This window comes from Marinimicrobium sp. C6131 (genome assembly GCF_026153455.1).
Taxonomy (GTDB): Bacteria; Pseudomonadota; Gammaproteobacteria; order Pseudomonadales; family Cellvibrionaceae; genus Marinimicrobium.
The window spans coordinates 979377-996838 of the sequence record NZ_CP110629.1 but is presented as its reverse complement, the minus strand read 5'-3'; the positions used below and the strand labels follow the sequence as shown (position 1 = coordinate 996838).

Sequence of the window (17462 nt, the reverse complement as noted above, 5' to 3'; positions counted from 1 at the left end):
TTATACATAGAAATCCAGCTCTTCCTGATGTTTGAGCAAATCCCGCATGGTGTAGGGGTCCTCACCGAAGAAATAGATCAATCCCCAGTGGGTACCAAATGCCGTGCGCTTGGTCACGGTTTCTTCCAGTGGCGGGGTCAGCTCGTGAAAATCGAAGTACGGATGATCTTCCGTCTCTTCCGGAATTTCCAGTTTGCTGACGACGCGACGACGGGGGTAAACGCCAAAACAGCCGGCATGGCCTTTGGCATCGACCACTTCCCGCGGGAAAAAGGCCTTGATTTCTTCTTCAGTGGTTTTGGGGTCGAACGACAGAATCAGCCCCTGGTAGGCGTTGAATCCGTACGCTCGCTCAAGCAACTCAAACACCTTGAAACCCGGGGGACGATAGGCCACTTCCCCGAAATACATTTCGCCATCGCTGGTGACGAAGTATTCCGGATGGACAAAACCGAAATCAATATCAAACGTCTTGATCAGCTTTTCAATCTGCTGGGTAATCTGCGGACGATATTTTTCAAGCTCCGGGGTCGCGGGTACAAACACGGAGTAACCGAGCGTGACATACTCGGAGATGTTCAGAAAACAGATTTTGCCGTTGTGAATCCAGGCCTCGACGGCAAACTCCCAGCCGTCCAGATGAGACTCCATCAGCACCGGAAATTCTTCATCGGGAATGGAATCCACTTCATCCGGAGTGCGAATGACCCGGTGGCCCAGACAACCGGCCTTGTCGAAGGCCTTCAGGTGAATCGGATCGTTCGGGTCACCGTCCAGTTTCAGCAGCGTCTGGTTTACCCGTTTGAGAAACCGGATGACGTCTTCCTTGTCGTGGGCCTCCTCGAAAATGCCCACACGGATTCCACCGAGCTGCGCACGGCGCTTCATCAATGCTTTGTCGCGTAGCAACATGGACTGGCCAAAAAGGCGTGGATTATCCAGTAAGACCGAGTTGATCGCACCCGCCCATTCAACGGTTTCCTCAAACAGCGGAATCGCCACATCCACACCCATGTCCTTCAGTGTCTGGGCGATTTCCATGGAGCGGTCGTTCAGCCGTTCGAAGTTCCAGGGTACATAGGGAATATCGTGTTGCTTGCAGTAGTCTTCAGCCCACTCCGGGGCCACCACCACGTAGCGGCGATCGAATTTGTCGGCCGCCTCAATCGCCCCCAGGGCCCAGCCCAACAATGCGACGTAACCTTTTTCAGGGTTGAAGGTGTGCTTGGAACTCATGGTGCGATTCTCCAGACATGGCGGTAGTACACCCCGGGCGATATCGCGCGGGCTCATCTATAAACATAGACAAGAGGCGTGCACTGTACCAGCCGGGAGGTCCGGGACACGTATGGTATCGATAGACTTTATAGTTATATACCGAGGTTTCCATAAAAAAAGGCCGGCGAATGCCGGCCTTTTTCTGAACAACCTGTGACTAACGAATCAGTCCTGGTTCTTCATCTGCGCCTTGATCAGGTCACCCAGAGTGGTGGGCGAAGCCTGCTCAGCGGTTTTGGCGCTGTGCTCTTTTACCGCAGCCTTCTCGTCGGCGACGTCCTTGGACTTCACAGACAGGTTGATGGTGCGGTTCTTGCGGTCAACGCTGATGATCTTGGCTTCTACTTCTTCGCCTTCTTTCAACACGTTGCGCGCGTCTTCCACTTTCTCGCGGCTCAGTTCAGAGGCCTTCAGATAGGCTTCAACGTCTTCCGCCAGAGTCACGGTCGCACCCTTGGCTTCAACTTCCTTCACGATACCCTTGATCACAGAGCCCTTGTCGTTTTCGGCCAGGTACTCTGAGAACGGATCGGTTTCCAGTTGCTTGATGCCCAGAGAGATGCGCTCACGCTCGGGGTCGATGGCCAGAACCACAGTTTCCAGCTCGTCGCCCTTCTTGTACTTGCGTACCGCTTCTTCACCTGTCTCATGCCAGGAGATATCGGACAGGTGAACCAGACCGTCGATGCCACCGTCCAGACCGATGAAGATACCAAAGTCGGTGATGGACTTGATCTTGCCGCTGATCTTGTCGCCCTTGGCGTAGGTACGAGCGAAGACGTCCCAGGGGTTTTCCTGGCACTGCTTCATGCCCAGGGAGATGCGACGACGCTCTTCGTCGATATCCAGGATCATGACTTCCACTTCGTCACCTACATTCACAACCTTGGAGGGGTGAATGTTCTTGTTGGTCCAATCCATTTCAGACACGTGAACCAGACCTTCCACACCTTCTTCCAGCTCGGCAAAGCAGCCGTAGTCGGTCAGGTTGGTCACCACGGCCTTGACCTTGACGCCTTCCGGGTAGCGAGCGGTAATGTTGACCCACGGGTCTTCACCCAGCTGCTTCAGACCCAGAGAAACGCGGTTGCGCTCGCGGTCGAACTTCAGGACTTTCACTTCAATATCGTCGCCGACATTGACGATTTCGCTCGGATGCTTGATGCGCTTCCAGGCCATATCGGTAATGTGCAGCAGGCCGTCAACACCGCCCAGATCTACGAACGCACCGTAGTCGGTCAGGTTCTTGACGATACCCTTGATGGTCATACCCTCTTGCAGGGTCGCCAGCAGTTCTTCGCGCTCTTCGGAGTTGGCTTGCTCCAGCACGGCACGGCGGGACACCACAACGTTGTTGCGACGCTGGTCGAGCTTGATGACCTTGAATTCCAGCTCTTTACCTTCGAGGTGGGTGGTGTCGCGCACGGGGCGAACGTCTACCAGAGAGCCCGGCAGGAAGGCACGGATGCTGGAGACATCCACGGTGAAGCCACCTTTGACCTTACCGTTGATAACGCCTTTAACCACTTCGTCGGCGGAGTGAGCGGCTTCGAGCACTTTCCAGGCTTCAGCGCGCTTGGCTTTTTCGCGAGACAGGCGGGTTTCACCGAAACCGTCTTCTACGGTTTCCAGTGCGACCTGTACTTCGTCGCCGATTTGCAGTTCCAGCTCGCCATCTTCATTGAGGAATTGGCTGGCCGGGATTACGCCTTCTGACTTGAGGCCGGCGTGTACCGTTACCCAGTCTTTGTCGACGTCGATGACAACACCGGTCACGATGGTACCCGGCTGCATATCGACGGATTTCAGGCTCTCTTCAAACAGTTCAGCAAAACTTTCGCTCATGGACATTCATGCTACCTTTTAGTACCCGCTCGATCCGCTTGTCTGTGGTGCGGTGTCACGGGTTTACCGTACTGCCAGTGGTACGGGTCAGTTTATGAAAGAGACAGTGATCCGGCTTTCGAAGCTGGCGCCAGCCGGGCTGCCCATGCCAGGGTCTGTACACAATGGTCTGGATACACGCTCTAGCAAGCGCGGCAGGCTAGCAGATCTTGGGGGAGATAGCAAGAACTGGGGCTTCGTGCGAAGTGATTGGCATCACGTCCGGGCCGGGGAGCGGAAGCCCTTTCAAGACACGCCGTAAACCCATCCCTGGGGGCTCGACGCGCGGAGTCCCTCCGCTTACGGTCTTGAAAGGGCTTCCGCTCCCCGTCCCTCAGTGCCATGTTCAGCCCAAGGTGCTTGTTCCCGGAACGTTACGCTGGCAGCGCGGAGGTTGGGTATACCGTTGCGAGACCGTCACCCGCCTGGACGGCGGGTGCAGAGCCTACAGGGATGTATTCATGGCGTGTCTCGCAACGGTATACCCAACCGGAGCACTACACGACAAAGCACCCGGATGTTCTACGAGATGCTTCTACACCCCTTCTATTAAGTCCGGCCGTAGTTGTCGTCGAAGCGCTGGATGTCGTCTTCGCCCAGGTAGGGGCCGGACTGGACTTCGATGATTTCCAGGGGGATTTTGCCCGGGTTGCTCAGGCGGTGGCGGGTGCCGACCGGTATATAGGTCGACTCATTCTCGGACAGCAGCAGCGTCTGGTCGTCCAATTCCACCTGGGCGGTGCCCTTGACGACCACCCAGTGCTCGGCCCGGTGATAGTGCATCTGCAGGGAGAGGCTCGCGCCGGGTTTGACCCGGATGCGCTTGACCTGGTAGCGGGTACCCTGGTCCACCGAGTCGTAGCAACCCCAGGGACGATAAACCTCCCGATGCTGGAGATGCTCGGTGCGGTTGTCCTGCTCAATCCGGGCAATCACCTTTTTAACCTGCTGGGCCTGACTCTTGTCAGCGACCAGAACCGCATCCGGGGTATTGATGATCATCAGGTTATTGACGCCAATGGTGGCCACCAGTTTGTCCTGGGTGAACACCAGTGTGTCGCGAGAGTCAACATCAATGGCATCGCCCACGAAGCTGTTGCCATGGTCATCCTTCTCGGACAACTCCCAGAACGACTGCCAGCAGCCCACATCGCTCCAGCCGGCGTTCAGAGGCACGCAAACCACGGCACGGCTTTTTTCCATCACCGCGTAGTCAATGGAGATGTCCGGCGCTTCGGCGAAAGCCTCCCGGTCGATGCGGACGAAGTCCAGATCGATGCTGGCCCGGTCGTAGGCCCGTTCGGCGGCCGAGAGAACGTCTGGGGAGCAGCGCTCCAGTTCGGACAGGAAGGTCTTGGCGAGGAAGACGAACATGCCACTGTTCCAGTAATAGCCGCCCTCCGCCAGATACTGCTCGGCGGTGGCCAGATCCGGTTTTTCCACAAACCGCTCTACCGGATGACTGCCCTGCCCCTCGCGCCGGGTCTTGATATAGCCATAGCCGGTTTCGGGCCGGGTGGGCTGAATGCCGAAGGTCACCAGCTTGTCGGACTCGGCGGCCTTCACCGCCTCGGCGATGGCAATCTGAAACGCCTCCACGCCCTGGATCATATGGTCCGCCGCCAACACCAACAGCGTCGGGTTATCCACCAGTGTGCGGGCCTTGACCGCCGCCAGCGCCAGTGCTGGTGCGGTATTTCGTGCCACCGGTTCAAGCAGGATGGACGCTCTGCTCTGACCGATTTCCTGCAACTGCTCCGCCACCATAAAGCGGTGCTCTTCGTTGCACACCACAATCGGGTCGCCCAGGTTGGGCACCCCCTCCAGGCGCAGCAGCGTCTGTTGCAACATTGTGGTGTCGCCAAACAGCTTGAGCAGTTGTTTCGGGTAGTGTTTGCGCGACAGGGGCCACAGGCGTGACCCGGAGCCGCCGGCAAGGATGACGGGAACTATCATTGATCAGCCCTGCCGACTCTTGAGGTACGCATCAAACTGTTCGCCAATTTCATGGTGACGAACACCGTATTCAATATTGGCCATCATGTAGCCCAGTTTCGAGCCGCAGTCGTGGCTCTTACCGAGCAGGCGGTAGGCCTCAACGGTCTCGTCGGTCACCAGAGCGTCCAGCGAGTCGGTCAACTGAATTTCACCGCCGGCGCCCGGCTGGGTTTTGGCCAGCAGATCCCAGGTGGATCTGGACAGTACGTAGCGACCGACGATGGCCATATTGGACGGCGCCGCATCGCGTTCGGGTTTTTCCACCATGCCTTTCACGGCGGCACATTGGCCTTCCTCAACTTGCGCGCCATCACAGTCGACCACCCCGTATTTGTGCACCTGCTCCCAGGGCACTTCCTCAACCAGAATCTGGCTGCTACCGGTTTCATCAAAGCGACGGGTCATGGCCGCGAGATTGTCTTTGCGCAGGTTACAGTGGTGCTTGTCGATCAATACGTCAGGCAGCATCACGGCAAAGGGCTCTTCCCCCACCACCGGGCGGGCGCACAGGATGGCGTGACCCAGGCCTTTGGCCTCGGCCTGACGCACGGAAATGACGGTCAGTCCCGGCGGAGTGATGGAGCGGACTTCCTCCAGCAGTGAGCGCTTGAGGCGCGCTTCGAGCTGGGCTTCCAGTTCAAAACTGGTATCGAAGTGGTTTTCGATGGAGTTTTTACTGGCATGGGTGACCAGAACGATCTCCTTGATGCCAGCCGCCGCCGCCTCCTCAATCACGTATTGGATCAGGGGCCGGTCGACCACGGGCAGCATCTCTTTGGGGATGGCTTTGGTGGCGGGCAGCATACGGGTGCCCAGTCCGGCAACAGGGATGACGGCTTTTTTGATCTGCATGGGTGATCTCCTTGAGTGTTGGGGGTCGTTCCCAGAGTGTTGTGTCCGGTTGATTTTTAGAGTGGAGGGTTAGAGTTGTCCGGTCGCGGCATCGGGTGAACCCCACCCTTTCACTCGTAACTTACTGATTCAGCAGCGCCAACACTTCGTCGGTTTTTTCCTGCACCAGTTTCTTGTCGCCGCGGCTTTCGGCGTTCAGGCGCACCACCGGTTCGGTGTTGGACATGCGCAGGTTGAAGCGCCAATTGTCAAACTCCATGGTGATGCCGTCGGTGCGATCAACGGCCTTGGCCTGATCCTTGTAGTGTTCGAACACCCGGTCAATGGCGGCCGCCGCGTCATCGACTTTGCTATTGATTTCACCCGGTGACGGGAAGCGATCAATGCAGTCCTGCAGCAGTTCGGACAGGGTCTGGCCTTTGCGACCAATCAGCTCGGCGACCAGCAGCCAGGGGATCATGCCGCTGTCGCAGTAAGCGAAGTCCCGGAAGTAGTGGTGGGCGCTCATTTCCCCGCCGTAAATGGCGTCCTCGCTGCGCATGCGCTCCTTGATGAAGGAGTGGCCGGTTTTGGACTGAATGGCGGTGCCGCCGTGCTTTTCGCAGATGTCTATCGTGTTCCAGGTCAAGCGCGGGTCGTGGATGATCTTGCTGCCGGGCACCTTGAGCAGAAAGGCTTCGGCCAGCAGGCCGACGATGTAGTAGCCCTCCGTGAACTCCCCTTTCTCATCGAACAGGAAGCAGCGATCGAAATCGCCGTCCCAGGCAATGCCCATATCCGCGCCGTGTTTGATCACGGCCTCACTGGTGGAAGCGCGGTTTTCGCGCAGCAGTGGGTTGGGGATACCGTTCGGGAAAGTCGGATCCGGCTCGTGGTGGACCTTGATGAATTCGAACATGGGCAGGTGCGGTTCGATGGCGTCAATGACATGCCCCGCCGCCCCGTTGCCGGCGTTGACCACCAGTTTCATGGGTTTGAGCTTGTCCTTGTCGACGTAGCTCAGCAGATGCTGGATGTAGTCTTCCAGTACCGAGCCCTTACGGTAGGCGCCTCGCTTCGACTCGTCGACGGGGGGGAACTCATTGGCCTCGGCCATGGCCTGGATATCATTCAGGCCCGTATCCCCGCTGATGGGACGGGAGCCTTCCCGCACCATTTTCATGCCGTTATAGTCAATCGGGTTATGACTGGCCGTGATCACAATACCACCGTCGGTTTTCAGGTGGCTGGTGGCAAAGTAAATCTCCTCGGTGCCGCACAGACCGATATCAATCACGTCCGCGCCACCGTCCTGCAGGCCGCGGGCGCAGGCGAGTTTCAACGACTCGCTGGTTTCCCGCACATCACCGCCGACCACAACGGCTTTCGGTTTGAGGTATTCCGCAAAGGCGCGGCCGATGCGGTAGACGATGTCTTCATTGAGCTCTTCGCCCAACTTGCCGCGGATGTCGTAGGCTTTAAAACAGGTCAGTTTCATCTTCGTTCCGTCCGGTTTGTGTTATTGGTAGTCGTTGTCCCGACACCGCCCGGGCGCCGGATTCTACCCGTCTAGCGGGTATAGCTTAAAATTCTCTCCAACACCTGCTCAATGGTCAGTTCGGTACTGTCCACCAAGTGGGCGTCGCTGGCAGGTTTCAGAGGCGACACGGCCCTTTCGCTGTCCCGCTTGTCCCGCTCCCGGATATCCGCCACCAAGGCGTCCATATCCACTTTCTCTCCTTTCTCCCGCAACTGCAAGTAGCGGCGCTCCGCGCGCGCTTCAGGGCTGGCAGTAAGAAAGATTTTGACGCCAGCATCAGGGAAGACGGTGGTGCCCATGTCACGCCCGTCAGCCACCAATCCCGGTGCCTGACGGAAATCTCGCTGTCGTTGCAGCAGCGCTTCCCGAACCGGCGGATAAGCCGCCACCCGGGACGCATTCATGCTGACCGCCTCGGTGCGGATGTCGCGGGAGACATCCTGCTCCTGCAGCAGAATTCGCGTGTCCTCGCCTGCGGCATCAAACCGGACATCCAGATGGCGGGCCACGGTGGCCACCGCCTCCGGATCATCCAGATCGGCGCCGGCGTTCATGGCCGCGAGCGCGGTCAATCGGTAGAGGGCCCCACTGTCGAGCAGGTGGTACCCGAGGCGCTTGGCCACCAACCGACTGAGGGTGCCTTTGCCGGCACCACTGGGGCCGTCAATCGCAATTACCGGGATGGGACTGTCTTCGGTCACGCGGGTTCCTTAACTGTCTTGAACGTTTTCGTTTCCGGATGAGCGCCGAGCCGGACAGCACGGCTTGCCATCAACGGATTGAGGCCTTGCCTCAAGGGGCAATGCTCTGGGCGATTTCCCGGCAGCGGGCAATGGGGTCGGCTGCCCGGGTGATTGGGCGGCCAATGACCAGGTAGTGGCTCCCCACAGCGATCGCTTCCTGTGGCGTCAGGGTCCGACGCTGGTCATCCGTCGCACTGTCCGCCGGACGAATCCCGGGGGTGACCAGGCAAAAATCCGGGCCGAGCCGCTCGCTCAACGCTCGGGCCTCCTGAGCCGAGCATACCACACCATCCAGGCCACTTTTATGACTCAAATCAGCCAGATGCAGGACCTGTTCCATTGGCGTACGGGCAACTCCGACAGAGTGCAGGTCCGCTTCCGTCATGCTGGTCAGTACCGTGACACCGATCAGTAACGGGCGTCGGCCGGAGACTTTATCCAGGGCCTCGCGGGCGGCGCACATCATGCGCTCGCCGCCGCTGGCGTGGACGTTGACCATCCAAACGCCCAGCTCAGCCGCCGCGCGCACGGCGCCTGCCGTAGTGTTGGGAATGTCGTGGAATTTCAGGTCCAGAAAAATATCGAACCCCAGCCCCTGAAGTTGCTCTACCACGGCAGGGCCACTGCGGGTAAAAAGTTCTTTGCCGACCTTGAGCCGACAGTTCTCCGGTGAAAGCCGGCGCGCCATGGTCAGGCAGTCGTCAGCGTTGTCGTAGTCCATGGCGACAACAATGCGTGGAGCCTCGGGATTGGGCATATTTTCCCCCTGTGCACAAAAAAAGCCCGGATTCAGTGAATCCGGGCTGCCATTAAAGCAAATTTGGCATCAAATTGCAGCGTCTAATCGCTGTCCGGGGAGAGGCTGAAGCGCAGCTCCAACCGGGCCCGACAATGGCCGGGGCTTAGTTGAGCGTCATATGATCGCGATTTGACTCAATGGTCGCCTCGCCAATGCCCTGCACTTCCACCAGTTGATCCAGGCTGACAAACTCGCCGTTCTCATCGCGCCAGGCCACAATGGCCTCGGCTTTTTTGGGACCAATGCCGTCGAGCTCTGACAGTGTTTCAATATCAGCGGTATTGATGTTGACGGGGGCTGACGGGGCTGCAAAAGCCACGGCGCTGAACAGCAGGGTGATGGCACACAGGAAGGATGAGATCAGTTTCATGATGAACTCCTTTTGCTTGGTTTGTTGAGTAAACAGTAAACGTCGTCCGACGACGTGGGAGTCAGATTATTCAGCGAGGAGCGTGGCGCGTAGGGGAAATGTGCGCGGCGTTTTGTAGGAAATTGCCGACAATTTTCTGAGATTTGATAGGGATCACATTGTGGGTGTGAAGGTTTCTTTGATTTTCTTGGAGATGCACTTCGTATCAGAGTGCTGCGGTTGGGCATACCCTTGTGAGACACGCCGTAAATACATCCCTGTAGGCTCATCACCCGCCGTCCAGGCGGGTGACGGTCTCACAAGGGTATGCCCAACCTCCGCGGGGGTCACTGAACGTTTCGGGAACTAGCACCCACTGGAGGCCCGGTCGCGTAGGTCGGATTAGCGGAGCGTAATCCGACCTCTCATAACTCAGTCAAGTCCCTTTATTTAATCATTTTACCTGCCTGTTGGGCACACGAGTCTGCTGGCATTGCCTGAGTCGTTGACGCACATGCCGGTGGTACTCGTGTGTTTAGCCTGTGTGCCAGCTCGAAGGCCTCCCGGATGAACGTCCATGGGGTCAACCGAACCTCTCGCATCGGATGTCCGCCTGGCGGCATCAACTCAGTTACCTTGGGTATCGCGTTCCATGGATCATCCCGCGGGCTGCCTCTTGACTACTTAGGAGCCTCAAGACTGGGCTAGAGGTCGGATCGAAGGTCAGCCCGAAGGAAGACTCGTTGCCAGCGTGTTACGGCTGGATTAACTCATTGCTCGCTCCTGTTGCTCGTCTCTGTTCGTCCTCATCGGTCGACTCGGTGGTGCTTATGCCACTTCGGCCCGGGGTGGCTCGGCAAAGAGCTTGGCCGGATCGAACCGCTTGCCTTGAGCCACATGCCACAGCGCCTTGGCCAGCTTGCGCATCAGCGCGATGATCAGTTTGCCCTTGGGGCCTCGGTGTCGGGCCAGCTTGGCGTCATACCAGGCTCTGGCCGGGCCTGATTGACGTATCAGGCGAAGGGCGGCGAAGTACAGGTAGTGGCGCACCACCCCGGGCCCTCGCTTGGTCAGCTTCAGCTGCCCTTTGTGTTTGCCGCTGGAGCGCTCTTTGAGGTTCAGCCCCGCCGCTTTCAGATAGCTGGCCGCACGCGGGTAGTCATTGGCCGAACCCAGGGCACAGTAAAGCACCACCGCGCTGTTATGGCCCAGTGCCTCGGCCATCCAGGCCAGCTCCCGGGTGTGCTCGACGTGCTCGGACAGCGCTCGCTCCAGCTCGCGGGACTGCGCCCGTGTGTCCAGCATCTCCTGGGCCAGGGCCCGGATGAGTTCGTGTTCGGTCTCGACCACCGGCACGCCCAAGGTCGTGGCGGCACTGCGCAGCAGGCCTTCGCGCTTGGACGTCTTAAGCATGTGCCCACCGACTCGGCGCAGCAGTCGGTCCGCCTGCTCCGGCTGTGCCGTCACCCGAACCGGGTCGCCGTACTCGGCCAGCAGGTGCAGCAAGCTGGCGCTCTGCAATGTCAGCCAGCACAGCGCCTCCGGCCAGTGCCGGGCCAACAACGCTTCGAGCCGATTCAGTGCCCGCTGGTGGCGCTCCTGTACCTGCTCCAGCCGATTCAGTAAGGCTCGCAGAGCTCGACGCGCTTCACTCGGCTCGCGCCAGCGCTGACTGATGCCATCCAGGTGCAGCCGGCCGATCAGGTAAGCCGCCTTGGCGTCGTGCAGGCTCGGGACCCCGTCATACACTTCAGCGGCGTCGTGCACCCGCTTGGGGCTGACCCGGTAGATTTCGGCACCCAGAGCTCTCAACTGGTAGCGCAAGGCGTCGCCATAGGTACCGGTCGGCTCCATGACCGCCTCCAGGCGCTGAGCCTTGAGGTTCGCCAGTTCCCGCAGCAGGGCCGGGCTCTGTTGCGGATGCTCCCAGCGGATGGTCTTCAGAACCGTCCGGTCCGGCTTCATCAGCGCCACGTAGAAGTCCTTCTTGGCCACATCAATCGCCAGAATCAACCGCTCGCCCGCCGTCTGCTCACGCAGTTGATCCCAGTTCACCTTCTGGAAATTTTGGGCACGATAGTTATACTTGCGCATAAGGGGACACCTCCAATGCTCTCGGTTCTTCGCACCTTGCTGTTACAGCAAGTTACCGAGTTATGAGGGTCCCCTTTCTTTTTTCTACCTTATAACTGACTACGGGGGAGCCCAACCAGCCCCCCCTAAAAGGCTCTACAGCTTAGACAGGTCTTTAGCATCCCAGTGAGGGAAGTGCTTGCGGACCAGGGCGTTCAGCTCCAGTTCGAATTCACTGAACTGGTGGTGGCTGGTTTTGGTGCGGCGCAGGCCTTCGATGACCATGCCGGCACCGACAGTGAGGTTGGTCAGCCGGTCAATCACGATGAACGAGCCACTCATCCGGTGATTCGGATAGGCATCCACCACCACCGGCTGACTGAACGACAACTCGGACACCGCAATATCGTTCAACTGCAGTTTGTCCGCCGGTTTGTGCTCCTGGGTATTCACATCCACCCGGTATTCCAGGTTATCGATGTGCCCCGAGACCAGTTTACTGGCGAACTTGAACAGATACTCCTTGCCCGGCTCGCCCGCGTCCTCATTCATCCAGACCAGATGCGCCTTGAGATGATTGGTCTGCTCCACCTTATCCGCCGCGTGCACGATCATATCGCCACGACTGACATCGATCTCGTCTTCAAGCGTGATGGTCACGGCCTGCCCGACAAAGGCTTCCTGCAGATCAGCATCGAATGTCACGATGGATTTGACCCTGCTTTTCTTGCCCGAGGGCAACACTTTGACTTCATCACCCACCTTCACGACTCCGGACACGATGGTGCCGCAGAATCCACGGAAGTTCAGGTGGGGGCGGTTCACGTACTGGACCGGGAAGCGGAAGTCCTCGAAGTTGCGCTCGGCCATAACCGGTGCATTCTCCAGGATTTCCATCAGTGTCGGGCCGGTGTACCAGTCGCAGCGCTCGCTGCGATTGACCACATTGTCGCCTTCGAGGGCGGACATGGGTACAAACTGGACATCGGTCATTCCCAGCTTTTCGGCAAAGTTGAGGTAATCCGACTTGATGTGGTTATAGACCTCTTCACTGAAACCCTCGAGGTCCATTTTGTTGACCGCGACCACAATGTGCTTGATGCCCAACAGCGATGCAATATAGCTGTGGCGACGGGTCTGGGTCATGACCCCGTGGCGCGCGTCGATCAGAATCACCGCCAGGTCACAGGTGGAGGCACCGGTGGCCATGTTCCGGGTGTACTGCTCGTGCCCCGGGGTGTCGGCGATGATGAATTTGCGTTTGGCGGTGGAGAAATACCGGTAGGCGACATCAATGGTGATGCCCTGCTCACGCTCGGCCTGCAGGCCGTCCACCAGCAGTGCCAGGTCCACTTTCTCACCGGTGGTACCGTACTTGCTGCTGTCCGAGCTGATGGATTCCAGCTGATCTTCGTAGATCATTTTGGAGTCGTGCAGCAGGCGGCCAATCAGGGTGCTTTTGCCGTCGTCGACGCTACCGCAGGTGAGGAAACGCAGTAGTTCTTTGTTCTCGTGCTGTTCGAGGTAGGCGTCGATATCGGTTTCGATCAATTCGCTTTGGTGACTCATAATTAGAAGTACCCTTCCTGCTTTTTCTTTTCCATGGAGCCGGAGCTGTCGTGATCGATCACGCGGCCCTGGCGCTCAGAGGTTTTGGTCAGCAGCATTTCCTGAATGATTTCCGGCAGCGTGGTCGCTTCGGATTCCACTGCGCCGGTCAGGGGGTAGCAACCCAGGGTGCGGAAACGCACCATTTTCATTTCCGGTTCTTCGCCCGGCTCCAGCGGCATACGGTCATCATCCACCATAATCCAGGTACCGTCGCGCTTGACGACCGGGCGCTTGGCTGCGAAATACAACGGGACCAGCGGTATCTTTTCAAGATGGATGTACTGCCAGATGTCCAGCTCGGTCCAGTTCGACAGCGGGAATACACGAATGCTCTCGCCTTTGTCGACCCGACCATTGTAAATATTCCACAACTCCGGACGCTGGTTTTTCGGATCCCAGCGGTGGTGTTTGTCGCGGAAGGAATACACGCGTTCTTTTGCCCGGGACTTCTCTTCATCCCGGCGGGCGCCACCGAACGCCGCATCAAACTTGTACTTGTCCAACGCCTGCTTGAGCGCCTGGGTTTTCATAATGTCAGTATGTTTGGCACTGCCGTGGGTAAACGGGCCCACGCCCATTTTTACCCCTTCTTCGTTGATGTGCACAATCAGGTCCCAGCCGAGTTCCTTCACACGCTTTTCACGGAACTCGATCATTTCCCTGAACTTCCAGGTGGTGTCGATATGCATCAGAGGGAACGGCGGTTTGCCTGGATAAAAAGCCTTCTGGGCCAGATGCATCATGACCGCCGAATCTTTGCCAATGGAGTAGAGCATCACGGGGTTATCAAATTCCGCTGCCACTTCACGAATGATGTGGATGCTTTCGGCTTCCAGCTGTTTCAGGTGGGTAAGATTGTATTTGTCTGACATTCCGCTCAACACTGTTTGGGGGCGGGACACGCGTTAGATGCACCCGCCCTTGGGTGACTGGGATTTAACGTAGGGCGCATTATAGAGTAATGCGCCCTGTCCTTTAATGATCGATTACTTCTAAGGATATTCCGGTCTGTTTGGCCAGCTCCACGAAGGTCGGGAACGAGGTGGCCACATTGGTGGCATCCTTGACCCGAATCGGTTGAGTGGCCCGAAGTGCCGCAATCGCGAACGACATGGCAATGCGATGGTCGTGGTGCGTTTCCACTTCACCGCCACCCATGGTACCGCCCCGGATCACAATACCATCGGGGGTGGGCCGGGCATCGATGCCGAAGGTGGTCAGGCCATCGGCCATGGCCTGGATGCGATCACTTTCCTTCACCCGCAACTCTTCCGCACCGGTCAGCACCGTCTCCCCTTCCGCGCAGGCGGCGGCGATAAACAGCGCCGGGAACTCATCAATGGCCAGCGGTACCTGGTCCTCCGGGATGTGAATACCTTTGAGCGGCGCGTAGCGCACACGGATGTCGGCCACCGGCTCACCACCGACGGTACGCTCGTTGCCGAGCGTCAGATCGGCTCCCATAGCTTTCAGAATGTTGATGACACCGACCCGAGTGGGATTGATGCCAACGTGAGTCAGCGTCAGGTCCGATCCAGGGGCAATGCTCGCGGCCACCATGAAGAAGGTGGCGGAAGAGATGTCCGCAGGCACTTCAATTCTGGTCGCGGTGAGGTGACCGCCGCCGGTGAGCTCGGCCACCGCACCGTTTTTCTTCACGGTGTAGCCAAAACCGGTCAACATGCGTTCAGTGTGATCGCGAGTCGGCGCCGGCTCGGTTACGCGGGTGGTGCCCTCGGCGTACAGCCCAGCCAGCAATACGCAGGACTTCACCTGAGCACTGGCCATGGGCAGTTTGTAGTCAATGCCTTTCAGCGCCTGCCCACCTTTGATTTTCAGTGGCGGACGGCCACCTTCAGCGGTTTCGACCACGGCCCCCATGGCACGCAGCGGGTTGGCAACGCGATCCATGGGCCGCTTGGCCAGGGATTCATCGCCACTGATCTCACTGTCAAATGCCTGCCCGGCGAGAATTCCCGACATGAGGCGAATGGTGGTCCCGGAGTTGCCAATATAGAGCGGCTTTTTGGGGGCTTTCAGGCCATGCAGGCCCACACCATGAATTTTGACCCGGCCTTCACTCGGCCCTTCAATGACCACGCCCATGTCTCGAAACGCCTGTAGCGTCGCCAGCGCATCCTCCCCTTCCAGGAAGCCTTCTACTTCGGTCACGCCCTCGGCCAATGAGCCGAGCATGATCGAACGGTGGGAAATTGACTTGTCTCCCGGCACCCGAATGGTGCCGGTCACGGCGCCGCCGGGTTGCAATAGGTAATCTATTTTTCCTGTGGTCATGGCAGGTACAAACGCTCTCTTGGCCAGAATATTGGTGAAATGATCCCGGGCGGCTTTGGCACGGGTGAAGACGCCCAGCAGATACTCGCTGTCTTCACGATCAATGGCCGCGCGCAACCGGGTCAGGTTGTCGATAAACAGATCCAGCGAATCCAGAACCGCACCCCGGTTCGCTTTCATGATGTCGTGCCACATCACCGGGTCACTGGAGGCAATGCGGGTAAAGTCCCTGAAGCCACCGGCGGCGTAGCGGAAAATGTTCGGGTTGCCGATGTCTTCGGCGAGAGTATCCACCAGCGAATAGGCGATGGCGTGCGGTAAGTGACTGGTGGCCCCAAGCACCTGATCGTGCTCTTCGACCGACATCTCCAGCACTTCAGCCCCAACCGCCTGCCACAGTGCACGCACCCGCTCCAGATGCGCTGCACCGGTCTCGGGTAGCGGCGTCAGGATGACACGATGGTGTTCGTACAGATCCGGGTTGGACGCCGTGACTCCACTGCGCTCGGAACCGGCAATGGGGTGCCCCAGTACCAGCTGGGCAGGAATCTGGCCGTAGACGGATTCGGCGGCGGAACGCACACTGCCTTTGACACTGGCTCCGTCGGTCACCGTCACTTCCGGTGAGACCTGATTGCGAATCGCGGTCAGAACCGACGTCACCGCCAGGGTCGGCACCGCGATAAAAATCACATCGCCCGCGCCCAACTCGCCCGCCACGACACCAAGGTCATCCACCACCCGATCCACGACGCCCAGCTCAATGGCTTTGCGTCCCGCATCCGGTCGGCGAACGACGCCAATGGCCTCGTTACAGGCGTGCCTCTGGCGCAACCCCATGGCGAGACTGCCCCCGATCAGGCCCAGACCGACCACCACCAGCTTGCCGATGACCGGCGTCTGATCAGGCTTTACGTGTCCCTCTGAAATGACCGACATGAGCGCCCTTAAAGAACCGCTTTCGGGTAGGAGCCGAGCAGCTTCAGATCGGCCGCCCGCGACGACACTTCCTTGAGCACCTCGCTCACTTCGACATCCTTGGCGTGACCACTGAAGTCAATAAAGAACACGTACGTCCAGGCACCCGTGCGCGCCGGCCGGGATTCAACGCGGGTCAGATCGATATGATGACGATGGAACGGCTCCAACAGGTTATGCAGGGCTCCGGGCTCGTTGCGCATGGCCACCACCAGCGAGGTTTTATCATCGCCGCTGGGCGGAACCGACTCGGTACCGATGATCAGAAACCGGGTGGAATTGTCCGGTTCGTCCTCGATCTTCTCGGCCAATACTTTCAAGCCGTACAATTCGGCAGCCATGCTGCCCGCAATGGCCGCCGCGTTCCACTCCCCTTTCAGGCGCTTGGCCGCTTCCGCATTGCTGCTGACGGCAATCCGTTCGGCATTCGGATAATGCGCGTCCAACCACTTGCGACACTGGGCCAGAGACTGTGAGTGGGAGTAAATACGGCTGATATTTTTCACGTGGGTGACATCGGATATCAACAGGTTCTGATGAATCCGAAGCTCGACTTCACCACAGATTTTCAGGTTGGAGGTCATGAAGTTATCCAGGGTGTGATTGACCACACCCTCGGTGGAGTTCTCCACCGGGACCACCCCGTAGTTGACTGCACCGGCTTCCACTTCGCGAAACACTTCATCAATGGCCGAGAACGGCAAGGCGATGGCGGAGTGACCGAAATGTTTGAGCGCCGCCTGCTGGGTAAAGGTGCCCTCGGGCCCCAGAAACGCCACTTTGATCGGCTGTTCCAGGGCCAGGCAGGCCGACATGATTTCCCGGAACAGTCGCGCCATTTCCTCGTTGCTCAGCGGACCCTGATTGCGCTCCATGGCTTTACGCAGCACCTGGGCCTCACGCTCGGGACGGTAAAAACTTTTCGCCGCTTCTTCCGGGTTTGCGCTCTTTTTGACTTCAGCCACTTCCTGGGCACACTGAGCCCGCTCGGAAATCAGTTTGCCAATCTGGTCGTCGATCGCATCGATGCGATCGCGCAGCGCCTTCAGTTGTTCAGATTCGTTCATAGAAGCATCGTTTACC

At 58.5% G+C, this 17462-nt stretch carries 13 protein-coding genes; all 13 read right to left on the bottom strand.

What is annotated here, in order from left to right:
* Entirely contained in the window at positions 1-1236 is a 1236-nt protein-coding gene (locus OOT55_RS04230) for an ATP-grasp domain-containing protein (RefSeq protein ID WP_265367899.1), read from the bottom strand.
* Positions 1237-1443: 207 nt separating this feature from the next.
* A complete protein-coding gene (rpsA, locus tag OOT55_RS04225) occupies positions 1444-3123 on the bottom strand; it encodes a 30S ribosomal protein S1 (protein ID WP_265367898.1) in 1680 nt (559 codons plus the stop codon).
* Positions 3124-3711: 588 nt separating this feature from the next.
* A complete protein-coding gene (locus tag OOT55_RS04220) occupies positions 3712-5118 on the bottom strand; it encodes a mannose-1-phosphate guanylyltransferase/mannose-6-phosphate isomerase (RefSeq protein WP_265367897.1) in 1407 nt (468 codons plus the stop codon).
* A 3-nt stretch (positions 5119-5121) separates the two neighbouring features.
* The gene (gene galU / locus OOT55_RS04215) at positions 5122-6012 is read right to left on the bottom strand and encodes a UTP--glucose-1-phosphate uridylyltransferase GalU (protein WP_265367896.1); all 891 of its coding nucleotides are present in this window, start codon (positions 6010-6012) and stop codon (positions 5122-5124) included.
* A 121-nt stretch (positions 6013-6133) separates the two neighbouring features.
* Positions 6134-7489 (bottom strand): phosphomannomutase CpsG, encoded by a 1356-nt coding sequence (locus OOT55_RS04210; RefSeq protein WP_265367895.1) that lies wholly within the window; start codon positions 7487-7489, stop codon positions 6134-6136.
* A gap of 71 nt (positions 7490-7560) precedes the next feature.
* Entirely contained in the window at positions 7561-8214 is a 654-nt protein-coding gene (gene cmk / locus OOT55_RS04205; protein ID WP_416140993.1) for a (d)CMP kinase, read from the bottom strand.
* A 109-nt stretch (positions 8215-8323) separates the two neighbouring features.
* The gene (pyrF, locus tag OOT55_RS04200; protein WP_265367893.1) at positions 8324-9031 is read right to left on the bottom strand and encodes an orotidine-5'-phosphate decarboxylase; all 708 of its coding nucleotides are present in this window, start codon (positions 9029-9031) and stop codon (positions 8324-8326) included.
* A gap of 145 nt (positions 9032-9176) precedes the next feature.
* On the bottom strand, positions 9177-9443 hold the full coding sequence (locus OOT55_RS04195; protein ID WP_265367892.1) for a ComEA family DNA-binding protein: 267 nt from the start codon (positions 9441-9443) through the stop codon (positions 9177-9179).
* A gap of 807 nt (positions 9444-10250) precedes the next feature.
* Positions 10251-11516, bottom strand: coding sequence for an IS110 family transposase (locus tag OOT55_RS04190; protein WP_265365638.1), 1266 nt, complete (start codon positions 11514-11516; stop codon positions 10251-10253).
* Between the two features lie 135 nt (positions 11517-11651).
* Positions 11652-13064, bottom strand: coding sequence for a sulfate adenylyltransferase subunit CysN (gene cysN / locus OOT55_RS04185; protein ID WP_265367891.1), 1413 nt, complete (start codon positions 13062-13064; stop codon positions 11652-11654).
* A gap of 2 nt (positions 13065-13066) precedes the next feature.
* Positions 13067-13978: a sulfate adenylyltransferase subunit CysD gene (gene cysD, locus OOT55_RS04180; RefSeq protein WP_265367890.1), complete on the bottom strand. Its 912-nt coding sequence runs from the start codon at positions 13976-13978 to the stop codon at positions 13067-13069.
* 103 nt (positions 13979-14081) lie between these two features.
* The gene (locus OOT55_RS04175; RefSeq protein WP_265367889.1) at positions 14082-16340 is read right to left on the bottom strand and encodes a bifunctional prephenate dehydrogenase/3-phosphoshikimate 1-carboxyvinyltransferase; all 2259 of its coding nucleotides are present in this window, start codon (positions 16338-16340) and stop codon (positions 14082-14084) included.
* An 8-nt stretch (positions 16341-16348) separates the two neighbouring features.
* Positions 16349-17446 (bottom strand): prephenate dehydratase, encoded by a 1098-nt coding sequence (pheA, locus tag OOT55_RS04170; RefSeq protein ID WP_265367888.1) that lies wholly within the window; start codon positions 17444-17446, stop codon positions 16349-16351.
* Between the last annotated feature and the right edge of the window lie 16 nt (positions 17447-17462).